A 17,476-nucleotide genomic window follows, 5' to 3' on the forward strand; every position below is an offset into this window, starting at 1 on the left:
CCAGCGCTGAGCTCGTGTTCGAGCTCGACGTCGATCTGCCGGCGGAACTTGTTCCGCTCTCCTGGCTGATCGGGGTCTGGGAGGGCAGCGGTGTGCTCGCCTACAAGGTGGGCGACGACATCGTCGAGCGCGAGTTCGGCCAGCGCGTGTCCTTCAGCCACGACGGCACCCCGCACCTCACCTATCGCAACGACGCGTGGCTGCTGCCCGAATCGGGTGAACCGGATGCCGACGCGGCCGCCGATGGTCCCGCATCCCCTCAGCCGCTCTTCTCCGAGATCGGATTCTGGCGGCTCTCTCGCCCGCTCGGCGACGGCGACAACGGTCCCGGCATGCTTCCGGCCACCGCTGCTCCCGCCTTCCAGACGGCGGATGAGGTCGAGACTCTCCGCAATGCCGACGGCGCCTTCGAGATCGAGGTGCTGCTCGTGCAGCCGGGGGGTGTGAGCGAGCTCTACCTCGGCCAGATCAAGGGCCCCCGCATCGACCTCGCGAGCGACGCCGTGCTGCGCTCCGCGACCGCCAAGGAGTACAGCTCCGCGACGCGCCTCTACGGGCTCGTCGACAACCATCTGCTGTGGGCGTGGGACATCGCCGCCCTCGGGCAGAGCCTGCGCACACACGCCTCGGGGCGACTCGCGAGGGCGGAATGACCTCCCCGTTCGCCGGCCGTGACGGCGCCGTCGGCGACCCGCCGCAGCACTACGGCGACCCGATCGGCGAACAGCGGGGACTCGCATCCGGCGCGCGCATCGTCGACCTCTCGCACCGCGACGTGGTCACCGTCGCCGGCCCCGACCGCCTCACCTGGATCGACTCGCTCACCAGCCAGTCGGTCGCGCGCCTCGCCCCCGGCGACTCCGCCGAGACGCTTCTGCTCGACCCCTCGGGGCGTGTGCAGTACGCCGCCCGCATCGTCGACGACGGCGAGACCGCCTGGCTTCTCATGGATGAGGGAACGGGTGCCGGATTCGCGGCGTTCCTCGAGCGGATGCGGTTCATGCTGCGCGTCGAGGTCGCGGATCGCAGCGCCGACTACGCGACGATCGGCACCTTCGGCGACGCCCCCGCCGCGACCGCGGTGTCGAACGACGTGCCGCTCGTGTGGTGCGACCCGTGGGCCGCCGTGCAGCCGGGAGGTCACCAGTACGCCTCCGGTGCGCACGACTACGCCGAGTGGACCTACCGTGAGGCGCTCGTCGAGCGCGCGCGTCTCAGCGAGCTCGCCGACCTCCCCGCAGCCGGCACCTACGCACTCGACGCCCTCCGCATCGCCGCGTGGCGGCCGCGCGCTTCCTCCGAGCTCGACGCCACCACCATCCCGCACGAACTCGACTGGCTGCGCTCCGCCGTGCACCTCGCGAAGGGCTGCTACCGCGGGCAGGAGACCGTCGCCAAGGTGCACAACCTGGGCCACCCGCCGCGCCGCCTCGTGATGCTCCACCTCGACGGCTCCGACGCGGTGCTCCCCGAGCCTGGCGCCGAGGTGCGACTCGGGCGCCCGGATGCCGACGGCGCCGTCGTCGGCCGTGTCACCGCATCCGCGCACCATCACGAACTCGGACCCATCGCGCTCGCCGTGGTGAAGCGCAGCGCCGACCCCGCATCCGAGCTCACCGTCGACGCCGACGGCGTGCTCGTCCCGGCCGCCCAGGAGGTCATCGTGCCGCCGAGCGCCGGCGCCACCGCCGACGTGCCGCGCATCCCGCGCCTCGGCTCGGTCCGGCGCTAGGTGCGCGCCCGCGGGGACTCCTTCGGGAGCGAGCTCCGGCGACTCGAGAAGCGGGTGCGCCGACAGGCCGACATCCGCGCCTCACTGCGACGCGTGGGGGAGTCGCTGCCCGCGATCGTGCAGATCCTCGTGGCGGTGGGCGTCGCCTACTCGATCACGCACTGGGGCCTCGGGCATGCGGTGCCGCTCCTCGCCGTCACGGTGACGATCAACTCGCTCGGGTTCGCGCGTGACGCGCGGCCGGTGCGTGTGGCCGAGACGGTGCTCGGCATCGTGCTCGGCGTGGTGCTGGGCGATGCGATCTCGATGCTCGTGGGCCGCGGGCTCTGGCAGCTGCTCATCGTGCTGGCCACGGTGCTGCTCGTCGGTCGGCTCATGGCGCAGAACCCCGCATTCTCGATCGCGGCCGCCGTGCCCTCGGCGATCGTGGTCATGCTCCCGGATGCGACGGTCGGTCCGTTCTCGCGCTCCCTCGACGCCCTGATCGGCGGGGTCGTGGCGCTCGCCGTCACCGCACTCGTTCCGCGGGATCCGCGCCGTGCCGCAGCCCGAGATGCGCGCGCCCTCTTCTCGGTGCTGCGCGAGTCGCTCGCCTCGATCGACGATGCGCTGCGTCACGCGGATCCGGGTGCCGCCGAGCTCGCCCTCACGCGCCTGCGCCGCACGCAGCCGCTCATCGACGCCTGGACCGCGTCCCTCGACACGGCCGTCTCGATCGCGCGCATCTCGCCGTGGGTGCGCCGGCACCTGGGAGAGCTGAAGCGCCTCACGCGCGTGCTGCGGGTCGCCGATCTCGCGGTGCGGCACATCCGCACGCTCTCCCGGCGCATCGACTTCCTCGTGCGCGACGGGCGCCCGCGCCCCGAGCTCGCGGAGCTGCTGCTCGCGATCACGCACGCGGTGCGGCTGCTGGGGGAGTCGATCGACGAGCCGACGCGCGCCGATGTCGCCCGCCTCGAGCTCGCGGGCCTCGCGGAGCGCCTCGACCCGGAGGTCGTGGTGCCGGGTGCGCCCGTCACCGATGCGGCCGTCGTGCTGATGCTGCGCCCGCTCATGGTCGACCTGCTCGACGGCGCGGGCCTCGACCCCGACGCCGCGCGCGCCCTCCTCCCGAAGCTCGACTGACGCGCGGGCCCTGCCGCACCAGACCCCGAGGTGTCAGTTTGTGCCGCCTCGCGCCGGGCGCGGGCGGCACAAACTGACACCTCGCGGGGTAGGTGGCGGAGGGCTTGCGGATGCGGTCAGCGCGGGGCGACGGCGGACCACGGGAGCGTCAGCTCCCCGAGGCGGAAGCGCCCGCGTCCGCCGAGGGGTGGCGTCGAGAGCACAGGCCAGCCCGCGTCGCGCACCGTCGCGACCGTCGCCTGCCAGCGCTGCACCGGTCCGTAGACGCCGAGGGCCGCGTGCGTCGCCCACGCCCGGTCGAGATCCACGAGGAGGTCGTGGATGCGCTCGCCCGGCACATTGCGATGGATGAGCGCCTTCGGCAGGCGCTCCGCGACGATCGACGGCGCCTCGAGCTCCGCGAGCCGCAGGCCGATCGTGAACCACTGGGGCCCGGATGCGTCGAGCGTCACCCAGCTGCCCACCCGCCCCAGTTCGCTGCAGGTGCCCTCGACGAGCGCGCCTCCGGGCGCGAGGCGCGCCAGCATCCGCGCCCACGCATCCGGCACCTCCGACTCGTCATACTGCCGCAGCACGTTGAGGGCACGGATGATGGCAGGTCGACGCTCGCCCGTCGGCACCTCGAAGCCGCCCAGGCGGAAGCTCACACCCGGGCGTGCGGCGAGCGACGCGATGCGCACCCGCTCGGGGTCGATCTCGATGCCGATCACCTCGACATCCGGGCGCACCGCCGACAGACGCTCATGCAGCTCGTTCGACGTCGTGGCGGATGCGCCGTAGCCGAGGTCGACGACGAGCGGATCGGCGGCGGTGCGGAACGCGGGCAGGGCGGCGATCCAGCGATCCACGCGGCGCAGGCGATTCGCGCCCGTCGTGCCGCGCGTGATGCGGCCCTCCGGCTTGCTCGCTCTGCTCATCCTCCTCACGCTACCCGCGCGTCGGTAGGCTGGAGCGCATGTCCTCCACCCTCATCCTGTTGCGCCACGGCAACTCCGAATGGAACCAGAAGAACCTCTTCACCGGATGGGTCGACGTGCGACTCTCCGAGCAGGGCGTCATCGAGGCGAAGCGCGCCGGCGAGATGCTCTCCGAGTCGGGCCTCAAGCCCGAGGTCCTCTACACGAGCCTCCTCACCCGCGCCATCCAGACCGCGAACCTCGCCCTCGAGGTCGCCGATCGTCTGTGGATCCCGGTGAAGCGCTCCTGGCGCCTCAACGAGCGCCACTACGGCGCCCTTCAGGGCCTCGATAAGGCCGAGACGCTTGAGAAGTACGGCCCCGAGCTGTTCCAGACCTGGCGCCGCAGCTTCGACACCCCGCCACCCCCGCTCGCGGATGACGCCGAGTACAGCCAGGTGGGCGACGAGCGCTACGCCGACATCCCGGATGCCGAGCTGCCGCGCACCGAGAGCCTCAAGCTCGTCATCGAGCGGATGCTGCCCTACTGGGAGTCCGACATCACGAAGGACCTCGCGGCGGGCAAGACGGTGCTCGTCACGGCCCACGGCAACTCGCTGCGCGCGCTCGTGAAGCACCTCGAAGGCATCTCGGATGACGCGATCGCCGAGCTCAACATCCCCACGGGCATCCCGCTCGTGTACGAGCTCGACGACGACTTCCGCCCCACGGGCCCCGGCCGCTACCTCGACCCGGAGGCCGCCGCCGCCGGCGCCGCCGCGGTCGCCGCGCAGGGCAAGAAGTAACCAGCACCTCTGGTTTCAGGAAGGGCGTCGACTGCGGTCGACGCCCTTCGCTGTTGTTCAGAGGGCGACATCGCCCTAGCTGAACGGGTGGATCAGGCGGATGCCGCCGTGAGGCTTCCGAGCGGGACCACGGGTGCGGTCGGCTGAGCGAAATCGATGTTGACGGTCTTCCAGCGCTGCAGCGCGGGCGCAACCCAGAACAGGTAGATGCCGAGCGTGATGATCGACAGCAGGAACCACTTGATCCAATGTCCGAAGAGGCCGGTCGCCGAGCCGGTGAACACGAGCTGCTGCCCGTCGATGAACGTGTGCTTAGCCTTCCAGCGTTCGGTGAGGACGAGCGCGAACGGGTAGCAGATACCCAGGGTGAGGGTGGTGATGGCAGCGCCACTCGCGCTCGTCCCCCTAGAGGGGCAGACTGGGTCGGAACCCCCAGGAGGCTCTCCATGCTCGTCGCTTTCTCCGTCGCCCCCACCAGCAGCAATGTCGATGGTTCGATCCACGATGCCGTCGCGGCTGCCGTGAAGGTGGTGCGCGAGTCGGGGCTGCCGAACCGCACGACATCGATGTTCACGGAGATCGAGGGCGAGTGGGACGAGGTGTTCGACGTCGTGAAGCGCGCGACGGAGGCGGTCGCCGCCTATGGGTCGCGCGTCTCGCTCGTGCTGAAGGCCGACATCCGTCCGGGTCGCACGGGGGAGATCGACGGCAAGATCGAGCGCCTCGAGCGTGCAATCGAGGATGGCCGCGGGAGCTGACCATGAGCGGCGTGCAGCAGATCCTGGTCGCGAGGCTCCGCGATCTGCTGGACGGCGTGGGCGCGGTGCGCGAGGTGCCGATGTTCGGCGGGCGGGCGTTCATGCTGGATGACCGCATGGTCGTGAGCGCAAAGCAGTCGGGTGGGCTGCTGGTGCGGGTGCCGCCTGAGCGACACGCGGAGCTGCTGTCGCGTCCTGGGGCGGCGCAGGCCACGATAGGTGCCGACCGCACGATGGGCGTCGGATGGATCGAGGTCTCCCATGACGACATCTCTGAGGATGCCGACCTCGAGTTCTGGGTCGATCTCGCGGTGACGCACCGCGCCGCGCAGGCGTGACCCGCTCCCCCTGAGCGTGGGCGCCCGTCTCGGCAGATATACTTCCATTTCGAAAGTAGGTGACGGATGGCTCGCAAGCTCGATCGCACGGAACCGGCGCAGGCCGCTCCGCGCATCCCGCACTACGCCAACGACGTGACGCAGTCGCTCGTCCGCGTGACGCAGATCTGGATGTCGGTCGACTACCACGCGCAGTTCGGCCGGCCCTCTGGCATCCCCGACGAACCGCACGCCGTCGCCACGATCTTCCAGCTCGTCTGGCGGGGGCCGATGCGCCCGACCGCGCTCGCCGCAGCCCTCGGTATCTCCGCCGCCGGGACGAGCCGCCTTCTCGAGGCGCTCGCGAACGCGGGCCTCGTCACGCGCACACCCGATCCGGATGACGCGCGCGCCACCCTCATCGCCCTCACCGAGCAGGGGGTCGCCGCGGCGACCATGCTGCACGAGGAGGGGGACCGCCTGTCTCAGCGCCTGCTCGCCGGATGGAGCGACGACGAGCGCAGCACCTTCACCCGACTCCTGCACCGCTACGCCGACGCCGTCGAGGACGACGCCCGCGCAGCACGACCCACCCGCCCCTGAAAGGACACCCGCACCATGACCACATTCGCTGTCACCGGCTCCGCCTCCGGAATGGGCAAGGCCTCCGCTGAGCGCCTGCGCGCGGCCGGCCACACCGTGATCGGCATCGACCTCAAGGATGCCGACGTCATCGCCGACCTGTCGACGGCCGAGGGCCGCCAGTCCGCCGTCGCCGCCGTGCTCGAGAAGACCGGCGGCGTGCTCGACGGCGCCGTACTCGCGGCCGGTCTCGGACCGCACCCGGGCCGCGAGAAGCTCATCGCCCAGGTGAACTACTTCGGCGTGATCGATCTGCTCACCGGATGGCACGACGCCTTCGCGAAGGCCGGCGACGCGCGCGTCGTCGTGTTCGGTTCGAACGCCACCACCTCGACCCCGATGGTGCCCGCCAAGACGGTGCGCGCGTTCCTCGAGGGCGACGCGGAGGCGGCGATCGCCGCGACCCGCAAGTTCAAAGACAGCGCCTCGGCGATGGTCTACGCCGGTTCGAAGATCGCCGTCTCGCGCTGGGTTCGTCGCAACGCGGTCACGCCCGAGTGGGCCGAGGCGGGCATCCGCGTGAACGTGGTCGCTCCTGGCGCGATCCTCACCCCCATGGTCGAGGCGCAGCTCGCCGACCCGCACCAGCGCGGCGCCATCGAGGCGTTCCCGGTGCCGGTGGGCCGCCACGGGCAGGCCGAGGAGGTCGCCGAGGCTGTCATGTTCCTGCTGGGGCCTGCATCCGGCTTCATGGTCGGCACGGTGCTGTTCGTCGACGGCGGCACGGACGCCTACTTCCGCGCCGACGATTGGCCCACGCAGGTGCCGTTCACGGGTCTGCGTCGCTACATCCGCCTCGCTCGCGAGTACGCGGCGCGCAAGGGCGTCAAGCCGATCGTCTGAGGCGACGCTGGCGCGGCAGTGCGCCAGCGATCGCAGTGGGACACCCGTGCTGCGGGTGTCCCACTGCCGTCGGGCGGCGGGGCGCGTTGACGTGAGGGCTGAGCGCGGCTTTACTGATCACGTCCTAAACAAGCGCTTGGTTACTTGAGGAGCTCCATGTTCGCCGACCTCGCCTTCTTCTCGTTCATCGCGTTGACCGACCCCACCGCCCACCGCGCGTACAACGAGTGGCACCAGCTCGACCACCTCCCCGAGAACCTCGCGCTGCCCGGCGTCGCCCACGGCCAACGCTGGGCTCGTCGTGGCGAGTGCGGCCAGGCCGGTCGCACATCCCCCGAATTCGCGGGCGTCGACTACGCCGCGATGTATTGGTTCCGCTCGCCGCTCGAGGAGTCGCTGCGTGAGTGGGACCGGCTCGGCGAAGCGTCGTTCCAGTGGGGCCGCGGCCCGATCTTCCCGGGGGTCGCCCGCCCCTTCCTCGGCTTCTTCCGCCCCGTCGCCGGCATCGCCGCCGGGCGCATCGGCGTGAGCAGCGAGGTGCTGCCTTTCCGACCCAACCGCGGCGTCCACCTCACCATGTCGCGCTACCGCGACCACCACGGGCTCGCGACTCACGAGCGCTACCGTTGGGAGAACTCCGAGCTGCTGCCCGCGCTCACCGGGCTTCCGGGCGTCGCCGGGGCGTGGACGTTCTCGTTCAGCCACGCTCAGCGTCACTCTTCGCTGTCGTTCGGAAACGACCAGTCACCCGAGCCTGGCAGCCTCCGGGTGCGCCTGGTCTACCTCGATGGCGACCCGATCGAGACCTCCGTCGCCATCGCACACACCACCGCCGAGGTCGACCGTTCGGCGACGGCCCTCGCCCGCGACGCCGAAGAGGTGCTGTTCTCGTCGCCGCTGTCGACGATCATCCCCTGGCAGGACTGGTAGGCCGCACCTTCGGCAGCGCCACGGCGATCGCCGCTGCGAGGGCGGCGGCGATGCCCACGGTGATGAACCCCACATCCAATCCCTCCGAGGTGAGGTACTCAGCGTTCCCGTGCCAGGGGTAGGCCGTCATCAGCAGTGCGAAGGCCGAGCTTGTCATCGCGGCGGAGAGCGACCGGATCAGCCCGTTCACCCCGGACGCCGCAGCCGCCTCGTGCGCCGGAACCGAGTCGAGGATGAGGGTCGGTGTCGCAGCGAAGGCGAACGCCGTGCCCACTCCCACGAGGAAGGTGCACAGCACGATCGATCCGACGCTCGGCTCGGTCCAGAGTCGGATCCAGAACCCCGCGGACATGATGGCCGCGCCGAGCGCGAGCGGAATCCGACCCCCGTAGCGGCCGAGTGCCTTGCCCACGACGGGGGACAGCACGACGAGCATGAACGCCGACGGCATGAGCAGAAGACCCGCCTGGGTCGCCTCGAGCCCGAGCCCGGATCCGGTGCTCTCGGGCGCGCGTGCCTGATTGAGGGTGAGGAAATGGTTGGCGAACATCCCCACCGAGGCGAAAAACGCGGCGATGTTGGTCTGCATCACACCGCGCCGCATGCTCGTGCGCAGGTTGACGACGGGGTCCGGGGTGCGCAGCTGGTGCGGGATCCAGATGGCGAAGGCGAGCACGGCGATGCTCGCGAACAGGAGCGTGGGTGTGCTGGCCCAGCCCCACTCGAGCCCCTTCGAGACGACGAGCAGAAACGCAGCGAGGCAGACAGCGAGGATGCTCGCGCCGACGAGGTCGAAGCGCCCGCCGCTGCGGATGCGCGACGGCGTGACGAAGAGCGGCACGAGGATCAGGAAGACAGCCCCCAGGATCGCAGAGAACCAGAAGATGGCGGGGATTCCGCCGGCCTCGAGCAGGATGCCGGCGAGCGGCAGGCCGATCGTCGATCCGATTCCGATCGTCGCGCTCATGGCGGCGATCGCGCTCGAGGAGCGCTCGCGGCTGAGCTGTTCGCGCATGATGCTGATGCCGATCGGCACGAGAGATGTGGCGAAGCCCTGGCAGGCGCGCCCGATCATGACGGTCGTGTAAGTCATCCCGATGGCGGCCAGCATCGAGCCGAGGGTGAGGATCGCGAGGCAGGCGATGAAGATGCGGCGCCTGCCGTACATGTCGGCCATACGTGCCACGATGGGGGTGCCGATGGTGCCGGCGAGCATGCTGATCGTGACCACCCAAGCCGCGTCCGTCGCGCTGACGTCGAGCGCGGAGGGGATCTCTGGTAGCGCCGGGACGGTGAGCGTGAACTGGAACGATGTCAGCATCCCCGCCCCGGCGAGGGTCGCGATGCTGAGCAGTTCACGGTGACGGGACGTCATGCCTGCCAGGTCTCAAGGCGCGCGCGCATATCGTCGGGGATCGGCACGGTGGTCTGCGCGGGGGAGACGGTCACGATCGTGTTGGCGGCTCGTGCAACGCGCACCCCGTCGGAGACGCGGGTCATCTCGAACTCGAACCGCACGGAGGAGGTGCCGACCCTGCCGAGGCGCATGTCCACCCGGATCTCGTCGAAGAGCGCGGCGGCGGCGAGGTACTCGCATTCGGTGGCGCGCGACACGAACCACCACCCGCGCTCATTCTTGAGTCGGTCGGCGTGGATTCCCTGCAGGTAAAGGAACTCCGTCTGCACATACTCCATCTGGGGGAACCAGGCGCCGTAGTAGAGGATGCCCGCGGGGTCGGTGTCGGCGTAGCTGAGGCGGACGGTGCGGCTGTGGAGCGCGCGCGATGTCCCGGAGTTTCCGTCGGGGTTCCGGGGTCCGGTGGCGCTCACGCGAGGAGCTCGGCGAGCGCGTGGAGCTGCTCGAGGTAATGGCTCGCGCTCGTCGCGTCGATGGTGACGTTGGCGTCGGTGGCTCCTGCGGTGCGCATGCTGCGGAGCTCGGCGAGTGCTGCCTCGGGCGCGGCGATGGGGTCGAGTCGCGGGGTGCCGAGCACGACGCGGAAGTCGGCGGGAGGCTGGGCGCGCTCGAGCATCTGCTGCACCGTGTCGTGGGGGAGCGAGAAGGGCACCCATCCGTCGCCACGGCGGACCGCGCGGCGGAGTGAGATCCCGGTGCGGCCACCGAGGATGAGGTCGACGTGGCGCCGCGGGGAGCTGGGGGTCACGTCGACGGAGTCGAACGCGTAGTACGGACCGTTGTGGTGCGGTCTGGGGGTGCCCCAGGCGGCGCGGAGGGCGTCGATGGCGTCGTCGGCGCGGGCGCCGCGGTCTTCGAAGGGCGCGTCGAGGAGGGCGAACTCTGCTTCGAGGCTGCCCACCCCGAGGCCGAGCGTGACGCGGCCGCCGCTCAGGAGGTCGAGGGTGCCGTAGCTCTTCGCGATCTGGAGCGGGTGGTGGTAGCCGAGCACGAGCACGGTGGTGAACAGGGTGATGCGTTCGGTGCGCGCGGCGAGGTAGGCGAGGGTCGCGAGTGGATCCCAGTATGTGCCGCCGCGTTCGTCGGCGATCTGCGTGGGCACGGCGGTGTGCTCGGCGCAGGTCAGGTGGGAGTACCCGAGGCGGTCGGCGGTCTCGGCGATGAGGGCCAGCTCGACGGCCCCGGCGCGAGTCTCCCAGCCGGCCGCGGGGGGCGGGTAGGTAGTCACAACGGGGGTGTTGAGGCCGATCCGCGCCGGGATGTCAGTGCGTGGCGTGCGCTCCATATCGCCAAACCTAGCATTTGGTTGGTAGTCTGGCGCCGCTCGTGCACAAGGGAAAGGCACCGTATGTCCATCGCGATCGACCTGAGCGGCTGGGTCGTCCTCATCACCGGCGGCGCGCGCGGCGTCGGCAGGGGCATCGCCTCCCGCTTCCGCGAAGCCGGGGCCTTCGTCGAGATATGCGGCCGCTCTGAATCCGCCGAGATCGCCCCCGTCGATGACCCCGGTATCACCTACAGCTCGCTCGACGTACGCGACGCCGACGCCGTCGAAGGCTGGATAGCCGACGTGGTCGCCCGACGTGGCCGCATCGACGTCGTCGTCAACAACGCGGGGGGGTCGCCCTTCGGAGCCTTCGAAGAAGGCTCGGCGCGCTACATGCGCGCGCTCACCGACCTCAACTTCCTATCCGCGGCGTTCGTGGCGCGCGCCGCACATCCGCACCTTGCCGCCTCCCCTCAGGGGAGCGTGATCAACATCACGTCGATCAGTGCGCGGCGCCCGAGCCCCGGCACAGCTGTCTACGGCGCAGCGAAGGCCGCACTGGAGAGCCTCACCGAGAGCCTCGCCGTCGAGTGGGCGCCGCGGGTGCGCGTCAACGCAGTCAGTTGCGGGCTCGTCGCCACGGAGGCAGCGGCGTCGCACTACGGCGATGCGGAGCAGTTCGCGAAGGTGGCTGCGACGATCCCGCGAGGTCAGCTCGCCGACCCGCTCGAGATCGGCTGGGCGTGCGTCATGCTCGCCGCCCCGCACTCCAGCCACATCACAGGCGCCGTCGTCGATGTCGACGGCGGCGGCGAGTGGCCCGCCTTCCTCAGTCACACGCCCCACGCAGGTTTCGTCACCCGTTCGCAAGGAGCAACATCATGACCGAAGCAGTCATCGTCCAGGCGGTGCGCTCGCCGATCGGGCGCGCCGGCAAGGGATCGCTGAAAGATGTGCGACCCGACGATCTGCTCGCGCAGATGATCGACGCCGCCCTCGCAAGCATCCCCGAACTCGACCCGGCGCAGATCGACGACCTCATGACGGGCTGTGCGCAACCCGCGGGGATCCAGGGGTACAACATCGCCCGGATCGCGGCGCTCCAGCTCGGGCTCGACAGCGTTCCGGGCACGACAGTGCACCGGTACTGCTCGTCGTCGCTGCAGACCACCCGGATGGCGTTCCATGCCATCAAGGCGGGGGAGGGTGACGTGTTCATCTCGGCGGGCGTCGAATCGGTCTCGCACTTCGGCGCCGGCAAGTCGGACGGCATGCCCGACACCAAGCACCCCCGTTTCGCAGAGGCCATGGCGCGCACCGCGGCGAACGCGGCCGATCCCGACTTCGTGTGGTCGGATCCGCGCACCCGGGGCGAGCTGCCCGACATCTACATCCAGATGGGCGACACGGCCGAGAACGTCGCTCAGCTGAAGTCGGTGTCGCGCCGGGCGCAGGACGAGTGGGCCGTGCTGTCGCAGAACCGCGCGGAAGCAGCCGCGATGCGCGGATTCTGGGAGACCGACATCACCCCGGTACGGCTCGCGGATGGCTCGCTCGTGACGACGGATGATGGTCCGCGTCGCGGCGTGACGCTCGAAGCGGTCTCGGCGATGAACCCCGTGTTCCGCGAGCACGGCACTGTCACCGCGGCCAACTGCTGCCCGCTCAACGACGGCGCAGCCGCTCTCGTCATCATGAGCGACGCGAAGGCTGCCGAGCTCGGTCTCACCCCGCTCGCGCGCATCGTGGCCACGGGTGTATCGGCGCTCAGTCCCGAGGTCATGGGTCTCGGGCCTGTCGACGCCGTGAGCCGCGCCCTCGCGAGCGCGCGCATGTCGATCGGCGACATGGACATCATGGAGCTCAACGAGGCGTTCGCCGCGCAGGTGCTGCCCGCGATCGACGAGATCGGCATCGACCCGGAGCGCGTCAACGTCAACGGCGGGGCGATCGCGCTCGGCCATCCGTTCGGTATGACGGGCGCGCGCCTGGCGACCACGGCGATCCACGCCCTCCAGGAGCGCGACGAGCAGTTCGCGATCGAGACGATGTGCGTGGCGGGCGGGCAGGGGATGGCTCTCATCCTCGAGCGCCTCAGCTGAGGCGCTGCGCACCAGAAGGGGCCGGGCCGTGGTGGGACCGACCCCTTCTCGCGCATCAGGCGCGAGCTGCTGTTTCCTGGCGAGCGCGGTCGCGCAGCTCTCCCTTGAGGATCTTGCCCGCACCGGTTCGCGGGAAGTCGCTCACGAAGACGAACTCGCGGGGCACCTTGAAATTCGCGAGGTGGGTGCGGCAGAAGTCGTGCAGCGACTCGGGGGTGATGTCGGCGGGGGCGTCATGGCGAAGCACGACGTAGGCGCGGCCCACATTCCCGAGGCGCGCGTCGTCGATGCCGATGACCGCTGACTCGTTGACCGCGGGATGCTTGCGCAGCACGTTCTCGATCTCTGCCGGGTACACGTTGAATCCGCCGACGATGTACATGTCCTTGAGGCGGTCGGTGATCTTGAGGCAGCCGTGCTCGTCGAGCTGGCCGATGTCGCCCGTGTGGAGCCAGCCGTCGGGGTCGATCGCGGCCGCGGTGGCCTCTGGGTCGTCGTAGTAGCCGCGCATCACGTCCGCGCCCCGCAGGAGGATCTCGCCGTCCTCGCCCGTCGCCACGGCCACCCCGTCTGCGTTGACGACCTTGATCTCGATGCCAGCGACGGCAGGACCCGAGGTCTGTTTGACGTGATCGATGTCGTCTTCCTTGCGCGTCATGGTGGCGACGACGCATTCGCTGAGCCCGTAGGCCTGTGCGACGCGATCGAAGCCGAGAACGCTCTTCATGTCCTGGAAGAGGGTCTCGGGGGCTGTCGCGGCGCCTGCGGTGGCGAAGCGCAGCGACGACGTGTCACGGGTGGCCACCTCGGGATGGTCGAGGAGGGAGGTGAACACCGTGGGGACGCCGGGGAGCACACTGATGCGCTCGCGCTCGATCAGGTCCAGGAGTCCCGTGGTGTCGAGGGTCGCGAGGGGGTAGACCGTGGCGCCGGCGACGATGCACGTGATGAGCCCGGCCTTGTAGCCGAAGCCGTGGAACATGGGGTTGACGACCGCGTACCTGTCGGACGGCGAGAGCTCAGCCCCGAGGGCCCAGGCGTAGGCGACGCTGATGGTCTGCCGCTGCGTGCTCGGCACGCCCTTGGGCGCGCCAGTCGTGCCGGAGGTGAAGAGGAGGTCGGCGATGTCGTCGGGGCTCACCTGCGCGGTCGCGGCGCTCAGCGCGTCTTCGCTGACCGCGGCTCCGCGTGCGAGGTATCCGGCCCACTCGTGGTCGTCGGTGCCGGTCGCATCGTCCAGGTGCACGATGGTGCGCAGGGTCGGGAGCGCAGGAACGGGTCCGCTGCCGGCGGCGGCCTGATCGGCGAGGGCATCGCGCAACATCCCCGCGTAGGATTTGCCGAGGAAGCCGTCAGAGACGACGAGCACTCGCGCCCCGGAACGCTCGAGCAGCTCGGCTGCTTCGCGGCCGGTGAATCGGGTGTTGAGCGGCACCACGCTCGCCCCGATGAGCTGTGCTCCGAGGAGCGCGAGGGCGAATTCGATGCGGTTCTCTGCCCAGATGGCGATTCGATCCCCGCGCGTGACGCCGTCGGCAAGGTAGGCTCGCGCCGCATGATGTGAGAGTTCCGAGAGTTCGCGGTAGCTGACCACTCGGCTTCCGTCCACGAGTGCGGGGTGGGCGTCGAGCTGCGCCCGCTCTGCAAGGAGCTGGGGGATGGTGCGGGCGGTGGAGAGCGACGTCACTGTCGTCCTTTCTGGAGGCGGTTCGCGGAGCGCTTGTGTCGATTGTGTGCTGAAGATGAGCCGGGATGCGGCAGACTTGAGCAAGTGCTTGATTGGTCACTGAGGTGAGGGAGACCCGAATGAGCCCGAAGACGGAGCGGACCGAGCACGGGTCCGAGCGCCGCGCGCAGCTTCTGGCGATCGCCGCGAAGCTTATCGCCGAGCGCGGCTACACGGCGACGACCGTGCGCGACATCGCCGACGAGGCGGGCATCCTCTCTGGGAGCCTGTACCACCACTTTGCGTCGAAGGAGGAGATCCTCGAGGAGGTGCTGCGCAGCTTCATGGACCCGTTGCTCGAGCGCTTCGAGGAGATCGCGTCGAGCGGCGACAGCCCGCGGGTGATCCTCGACCGGCTCATCGAGCACTCGTTCGAGACGATCGAGCAGAAGCCTGCGGCGGTCGGTCTCTACCAGAACGAGTCCGCGTTCCTGCTTCGTCAACCGGGCTTCGAGTTCGTGGGCGAGAAGAGCCGTCGCATCGAGGAGATCTGGCTCGCTGTCATCCAGGATGGTCAGCGCCAGGGGGTGTTCCGCGACACGATCGACGCCGGCATCGCCTACCGCTTCATCCGCGACGCGGTGTGGTCGACGGTGCGCTGGTTCAAGCCGGGCGGGCGCCACACGGCGCAGAGCCTGAGCGCCCACTACCTCGACCTGCTTCACGGCGGACTCGTCAGCAGCTGACGTTCAGTCGGGGATTTCGCGCGTGCGAGCGCCGCGCGGGTCGAGGACCTCGCGGATGATGCGGAGCTCCTCGCCCGACGGGATGCGCGTCGCCGGAGCCGCGCTCGCATCGATCGGAAAGCCGGTCTGCTCCTCGACAGTCGCGGGATCGACGCCGGGGTGCACCGACCGCACGCGCATGGCGCCGTCCGAGTCGAAGTCGAGCACTGCGAGGTCGGTCACCACCACACCGAGCTGATGGAACCGCAGCTCGCGGGCGTGCTCGCGCGCGCGGTCGTTGCCCACGCCCGAGACCATGTCGACCTTGTCGACGAAGACGCGGGCCGAGTGGCGTGGCACCCAGTAGTCCACACGGTGGTTGGCGGTGTTGCCCGGGGCGCCGCGCACGCCGATCAGCTGGCGGCGCGGGGCGCTCCAGTCGCCGATCAGCGAGATGTTCTGGTTGCCGAACCGGTCGATCTGGCTGGCGCCCATCATCGACTGGCGCCGTCCGGTGGCGAGGATCTCGAAGATGCGCCCGAATGGCGCCCAGCCTTCGACTACGCCGCCTGCAGAGGCCGAGCGCCCGAGCGGCGGCGGCTCGGCCATCAGGAACGCCTCGCCGTCGGTGAGAACGATGTCGGGGGAGGAAGTGAGCTTCGCGAGGCGGGCGCCGATGGTGGGGATGGTACCCACGGCATGCGCGAGAATCTCGCCGGATTCGAGATAGGTGTCAGCGCAGGCCGCGACGCAGATCTCCGCGATGGTGGCGTTGCTCATCGTGCTCCCTCCTGGGCGTGGAAGCGGGTAACGGCTTCCTGGTAGCTGGACTCGTCTCCGGAGAGGAACTCCTCACGGAACGCCTGCCACGCCGCGGGGTCCTTGGCTGCGGCTGCGTAGTGACGCTGGAACGCCTCGTCCCGCTCGTAGTCCGGTGCGCACGTGGTGAAGTGGGCTCCCCGCGGCGTCTCGACGACGGCATCCACGTACATCCGGCTTACGAGCAGGGTGTGGAAGCTCGCGTCGTCGAGAAGCGACGCGGTGGGGATGATCTTCTCGGTCGACATGATCGTGCGCGTGGCCGCCATGGCGAAGAGGTCGTCGAAGTAGGGGTCGGGGCCGAGGAACTGGCCGTTCCCACCCGCGTCGGAGCGGTTCATGTGGATGAGCGCCACGTCGAGTTGGAGGGCGGGCACCGCGACGTACTGCTCGTCGCTGTAGGGCGAGCTCACCATGCGCAGGTCGGGGTTGGCGGGGAGTACATCGGATCCGATGCCCGCGCGGATGGGCATGAAGTCGAGGCGGGCGGCCGCGGCCTTGAGGCCCGCGACGAACATGCCCTCGTCGTATTCGGTGACGTCGAGTCCGCCGCGCTCGCGCGCCTGCGTGAAGAGGGGGTCGAGCGGGATGCTGTCGAGCGAGACGAACCCGTATACGAGTCTGCGCACCTTGCCGGCGTCGACGAGCAGTCCCACGTCGGGGCCGCCGAAGGCGACGACGGTCAGGTCGGTCACGTCGGTGCGCAGCAGCTCGCGTACGAGGGCCATGGGCTTGCGGCGTGAACCCCATCCGCCGATGCCGATCGTCATGCCGCTCTCGATGAGGCTCACAGCCTCGCTCAGGGGTGTGATCTTGTCGGGCATCGGTGCTCCTCGGGTGTTGCTCATCGCGGATCGACCGCAAAAACCTAGCGCTTGTTTGGTGTCAGGCTAGCATGGCTGAGGTCGCCGGATGTGGCCGCGAGGGGCAGTGCGGCACGCTGTGTTCCCGCGGCTGGGGGGCCTCGAGAAGCTCGAGACGCACCTCGTCCGGGCCGATGAGATACACGTAGCGCCAGCCCTCCAACGGACCCTGTGTGGCGACCTGGGGTGCGCTCGTCGGGGCGACGCCGAGTGTCGCGGCACGCGCGAGCGCGTCGTCCAGATCCGCGACGATGAGCGCGGCGTGGCACGAGCCGACGCGCGAGGGTTGCGGATCGATCGGGTCCCCAGGGGCCCCGCGGTACTCGAGCAGCTCGATGACGGCGCCGCCGCCTGCGGGGGTGACGAACGCCTGCGCGATCTGGGCTCCGCTCGCCCCCGTCACGGCTTCGACGGCAGGGCCCGACTTGATCAGGGGACCCGTCGCGCTCCCTGCACTCACCGCCGAGTAGAAGCGGATGGCCTCGTCGATGTTGCTCACCGTGATGCCGATGTGGTGAAGTGAACTCCTCAAGACCCACCTAACGCTTGGTTGTGACGCAGAGCCTAC

Annotated in this window: 21 protein-coding genes; 12 read left to right on the plus strand and 9 right to left on the minus strand. The window is 69.9% G+C overall.

Annotation, left to right across the window (positions count from 1 at the left end; all coding sequences use genetic code 11):
• Window positions 1–14 precede the first annotated feature (14 nt).
• The 3 genes from HCR12_RS02195 to HCR12_RS02205 are packed head-to-tail and all read left to right on the plus strand — an operon-like array spanning window position 15 to window position 2,857.
• A complete protein-coding gene (locus HCR12_RS02195) occupies window positions 15–653 on the plus strand; it encodes a nitrobindin family protein (RefSeq protein WP_166868214.1) in 639 nt (212 codons plus the stop codon).
• The gene (gene ygfZ, locus HCR12_RS02200; protein WP_166868212.1) at window positions 650–1,732 is read left to right on the plus strand and encodes a CAF17-like 4Fe-4S cluster assembly/insertion protein YgfZ; all 1,083 of its coding nucleotides are present in this window, start codon (window positions 650–652) and stop codon (window positions 1,730–1,732) included. The genes HCR12_RS02195 and ygfZ overlap by 4 nt, the downstream gene beginning before the upstream one ends.
• 54 nt (window positions 1,733–1,786) lie before the next feature.
• On the plus strand, window positions 1,787–2,857 hold the full coding sequence (locus HCR12_RS02205) for an FUSC family protein (RefSeq protein WP_224763588.1): 1,071 nt from the start codon (window positions 1,787–1,789) through the stop codon (window positions 2,855–2,857).
• Window positions 2,858–2,973: 116 nt separating this feature from the next.
• Here HCR12_RS02205 and HCR12_RS02210 read toward each other — a convergent pair whose 3' ends face one another.
• Window positions 2,974–3,774: a class I SAM-dependent methyltransferase gene (locus HCR12_RS02210; RefSeq protein ID WP_166868209.1), complete on the minus strand. Its 801-nt coding sequence runs from the start codon at window positions 3,772–3,774 to the stop codon at window positions 2,974–2,976.
• A 38-nt stretch (window positions 3,775–3,812) separates the two neighbouring features.
• Here HCR12_RS02210 and HCR12_RS02215 point away from each other — a divergent pair, with 38 nt between their 5' ends.
• Window positions 3,813–4,559: a phosphoglyceromutase gene (locus tag HCR12_RS02215; RefSeq protein ID WP_166868207.1), complete on the plus strand. Its 747-nt coding sequence runs from the start codon at window positions 3,813–3,815 to the stop codon at window positions 4,557–4,559.
• A gap of 92 nt (window positions 4,560–4,651) precedes the next feature.
• On the opposite strand, the gene HCR12_RS13745 is transcribed toward HCR12_RS02215, so the two are convergent.
• Window positions 4,652–4,843, minus strand: a complete 192-nt coding sequence (locus tag HCR12_RS13745) for a DUF898 family protein (RefSeq protein ID WP_255429669.1) — start codon at window positions 4,841–4,843, stop codon at window positions 4,652–4,654.
• Between the two features lie 162 nt (window positions 4,844–5,005).
• On the opposite strand from HCR12_RS13745, the gene HCR12_RS02225 reads away from it, so the two are divergent.
• From HCR12_RS02225 to HCR12_RS02245, 5 genes are all read left to right on the plus strand, one after another.
• Window positions 5,006–5,317, plus strand: coding sequence for a thiamine-binding protein (locus tag HCR12_RS02225; protein ID WP_166868205.1), 312 nt, complete (start codon window positions 5,006–5,008; stop codon window positions 5,315–5,317).
• 2 nt (window positions 5,318–5,319) lie between these two features.
• A complete protein-coding gene (locus HCR12_RS02230) occupies window positions 5,320–5,655 on the plus strand; it encodes a TfoX/Sxy family protein (protein WP_166868203.1) in 336 nt (111 codons plus the stop codon).
• Window positions 5,656–5,721: 66 nt separating this feature from the next.
• The gene (locus HCR12_RS02235; RefSeq protein ID WP_166868200.1) at window positions 5,722–6,237 is read left to right on the plus strand and encodes a MarR family winged helix-turn-helix transcriptional regulator; all 516 of its coding nucleotides are present in this window, start codon (window positions 5,722–5,724) and stop codon (window positions 6,235–6,237) included.
• Window positions 6,238–6,252: 15 nt separating this feature from the next.
• The gene (locus HCR12_RS02240) at window positions 6,253–7,119 is read left to right on the plus strand and encodes an SDR family oxidoreductase (protein WP_166868198.1); all 867 of its coding nucleotides are present in this window, start codon (window positions 6,253–6,255) and stop codon (window positions 7,117–7,119) included.
• Between the two features lie 156 nt (window positions 7,120–7,275).
• Complete coding sequence (locus HCR12_RS02245; protein WP_166868196.1) at window positions 7,276–8,049, plus strand: hypothetical protein; 774 nt, start codon at window positions 7,276–7,278, stop codon at window positions 8,047–8,049.
• Here HCR12_RS02245 and HCR12_RS02250 read toward each other — a convergent pair.
• Genes HCR12_RS02250 through HCR12_RS02260 form a run of 3 tightly spaced genes read right to left on the minus strand, consistent with a single transcriptional unit; the run spans window position 8,027 to window position 10,751 of the window.
• Window positions 8,027–9,424: an MFS transporter gene (locus HCR12_RS02250; RefSeq protein ID WP_166868194.1), complete on the minus strand. Its 1,398-nt coding sequence runs from the start codon at window positions 9,422–9,424 to the stop codon at window positions 8,027–8,029. The two genes, HCR12_RS02245 and HCR12_RS02250, sit on opposite strands and share 23 nt — an antisense overlap.
• Window positions 9,421–9,879, minus strand: a complete 459-nt coding sequence (locus HCR12_RS02255) for an acyl-CoA thioesterase (RefSeq protein WP_166868192.1) — start codon at window positions 9,877–9,879, stop codon at window positions 9,421–9,423. The genes HCR12_RS02250 and HCR12_RS02255 overlap by 4 nt, the downstream gene beginning before the upstream one ends.
• Window positions 9,876–10,751, minus strand: a complete 876-nt coding sequence (locus HCR12_RS02260; RefSeq protein WP_166868190.1) for a TIGR03619 family F420-dependent LLM class oxidoreductase — start codon at window positions 10,749–10,751, stop codon at window positions 9,876–9,878. Before HCR12_RS02260 ends, HCR12_RS02255 begins: the two co-directional genes overlap by 4 nt.
• Window positions 10,752–10,814: 63 nt before the next feature.
• Here HCR12_RS02260 and HCR12_RS02265 point away from each other — a divergent pair, with 63 nt between their 5' ends.
• Together HCR12_RS02265 and HCR12_RS02270 are read left to right on the plus strand one after the other, a co-directional pair.
• Window positions 10,815–11,618, plus strand: a complete 804-nt coding sequence (locus HCR12_RS02265) for an SDR family oxidoreductase (RefSeq protein ID WP_166868187.1) — start codon at window positions 10,815–10,817, stop codon at window positions 11,616–11,618.
• Window positions 11,615–12,835 carry an acetyl-CoA C-acetyltransferase gene (locus HCR12_RS02270; protein ID WP_166868185.1) on the plus strand — a complete coding sequence of 407 codons (1,221 nt, stop codon included), beginning with the start codon at window positions 11,615–11,617 and terminating at the stop codon, window positions 12,833–12,835. Before HCR12_RS02265 ends, HCR12_RS02270 begins: the two co-directional genes overlap by 4 nt.
• A gap of 55 nt (window positions 12,836–12,890) precedes the next feature.
• Here HCR12_RS02270 and HCR12_RS02275 read toward each other — a convergent pair whose 3' ends face one another.
• Window positions 12,891–14,522 (minus strand): AMP-binding protein, encoded by a 1,632-nt coding sequence (locus tag HCR12_RS02275; RefSeq protein WP_224763592.1) that lies wholly within the window; start codon window positions 14,520–14,522, stop codon window positions 12,891–12,893.
• A gap of 119 nt (window positions 14,523–14,641) precedes the next feature.
• On the opposite strand from HCR12_RS02275, the gene HCR12_RS02280 reads away from it, so the two are divergent.
• Window positions 14,642–15,247 (plus strand): TetR/AcrR family transcriptional regulator, encoded by a 606-nt coding sequence (locus HCR12_RS02280; RefSeq protein ID WP_166868183.1) that lies wholly within the window; start codon window positions 14,642–14,644, stop codon window positions 15,245–15,247.
• A gap of 3 nt (window positions 15,248–15,250) precedes the next feature.
• Here HCR12_RS02280 and HCR12_RS02285 read toward each other — a convergent pair whose 3' ends face one another.
• The 3 genes from HCR12_RS02285 to HCR12_RS02295 all read right to left on the minus strand — a co-directional run bounded on the left by HCR12_RS02285 (window position 15,251) and on the right by HCR12_RS02295 (window position 17,440).
• Window positions 15,251–16,006, minus strand: coding sequence for a CoA-transferase subunit beta (locus HCR12_RS02285; RefSeq protein WP_166868181.1), 756 nt, complete (start codon window positions 16,004–16,006; stop codon window positions 15,251–15,253).
• Complete coding sequence (locus HCR12_RS02290; RefSeq protein ID WP_166868179.1) at window positions 16,003–16,869, minus strand: CoA transferase subunit A; 867 nt, start codon at window positions 16,867–16,869, stop codon at window positions 16,003–16,005. The genes HCR12_RS02285 and HCR12_RS02290 overlap by 4 nt, the downstream gene beginning before the upstream one ends.
• Window positions 16,870–16,930: 61 nt before the next feature.
• A complete protein-coding gene (locus HCR12_RS02295; protein ID WP_166868178.1) occupies window positions 16,931–17,440 on the minus strand; it encodes a VOC family protein in 510 nt (169 codons plus the stop codon).
• Window positions 17,441–17,476: the final 36 nt, after the last annotated feature.

It is taken from the genome of Salinibacterium sp. ZJ70 (genome assembly GCF_011751865.2).
GTDB lineage: Bacteria > Actinomycetota > Actinomycetes > Actinomycetales > Microbacteriaceae > Homoserinibacter.

Coding starts and splice junctions, on each gene's coding strand:
- HCR12_RS02215 (WP_166868207.1), top strand. CDS start 3,813: ATGTCCTCCACCCTCATCCTGTTGCGCCACGGCAACTCCGAATGGAAC.
- HCR12_RS02235 (WP_166868200.1), top strand. CDS start 5,722: ATGGCTCGCAAGCTCGATCGCACGGAACCGGCGCAGGCCGCTCCGCGC.
- HCR12_RS02245 (WP_166868196.1), top strand. CDS start 7,276: ATGTTCGCCGACCTCGCCTTCTTCTCGTTCATCGCGTTGACCGACCCC.
- HCR12_RS02230 (WP_166868203.1), top strand. CDS start 5,320: ATGAGCGGCGTGCAGCAGATCCTGGTCGCGAGGCTCCGCGATCTGCTG.
- ygfZ (WP_166868212.1), top strand. CDS start 650: ATGACCTCCCCGTTCGCCGGCCGTGACGGCGCCGTCGGCGACCCGCCG.
- HCR12_RS02290 (WP_166868179.1), bottom strand. CDS start 16,869: ATGCCCGACAAGATCACACCCCTGAGCGAGGCTGTGAGCCTCATCGAG.
- HCR12_RS02225 (WP_166868205.1), top strand. CDS start 5,006: ATGCTCGTCGCTTTCTCCGTCGCCCCCACCAGCAGCAATGTCGATGGT.
- HCR12_RS02285 (WP_166868181.1), bottom strand. CDS start 16,006: ATGAGCAACGCCACCATCGCGGAGATCTGCGTCGCGGCCTGCGCTGAC.
- HCR12_RS02250 (WP_166868194.1), bottom strand. CDS start 9,424: ATGACGTCCCGTCACCGTGAACTGCTCAGCATCGCGACCCTCGCCGGG.
- HCR12_RS02270 (WP_166868185.1), top strand. CDS start 11,615: ATGACCGAAGCAGTCATCGTCCAGGCGGTGCGCTCGCCGATCGGGCGC.
- HCR12_RS02265 (WP_166868187.1), top strand. CDS start 10,815: ATGTCCATCGCGATCGACCTGAGCGGCTGGGTCGTCCTCATCACCGGC.
- HCR12_RS02240 (WP_166868198.1), top strand. CDS start 6,253: ATGACCACATTCGCTGTCACCGGCTCCGCCTCCGGAATGGGCAAGGCC.
- HCR12_RS02210 (WP_166868209.1), bottom strand. CDS start 3,774: ATGAGCAGAGCGAGCAAGCCGGAGGGCCGCATCACGCGCGGCACGACG.
- HCR12_RS02260 (WP_166868190.1), bottom strand. CDS start 10,751: ATGGAGCGCACGCCACGCACTGACATCCCGGCGCGGATCGGCCTCAAC.
- HCR12_RS02280 (WP_166868183.1), top strand. CDS start 14,642: ATGAGCCCGAAGACGGAGCGGACCGAGCACGGGTCCGAGCGCCGCGCG.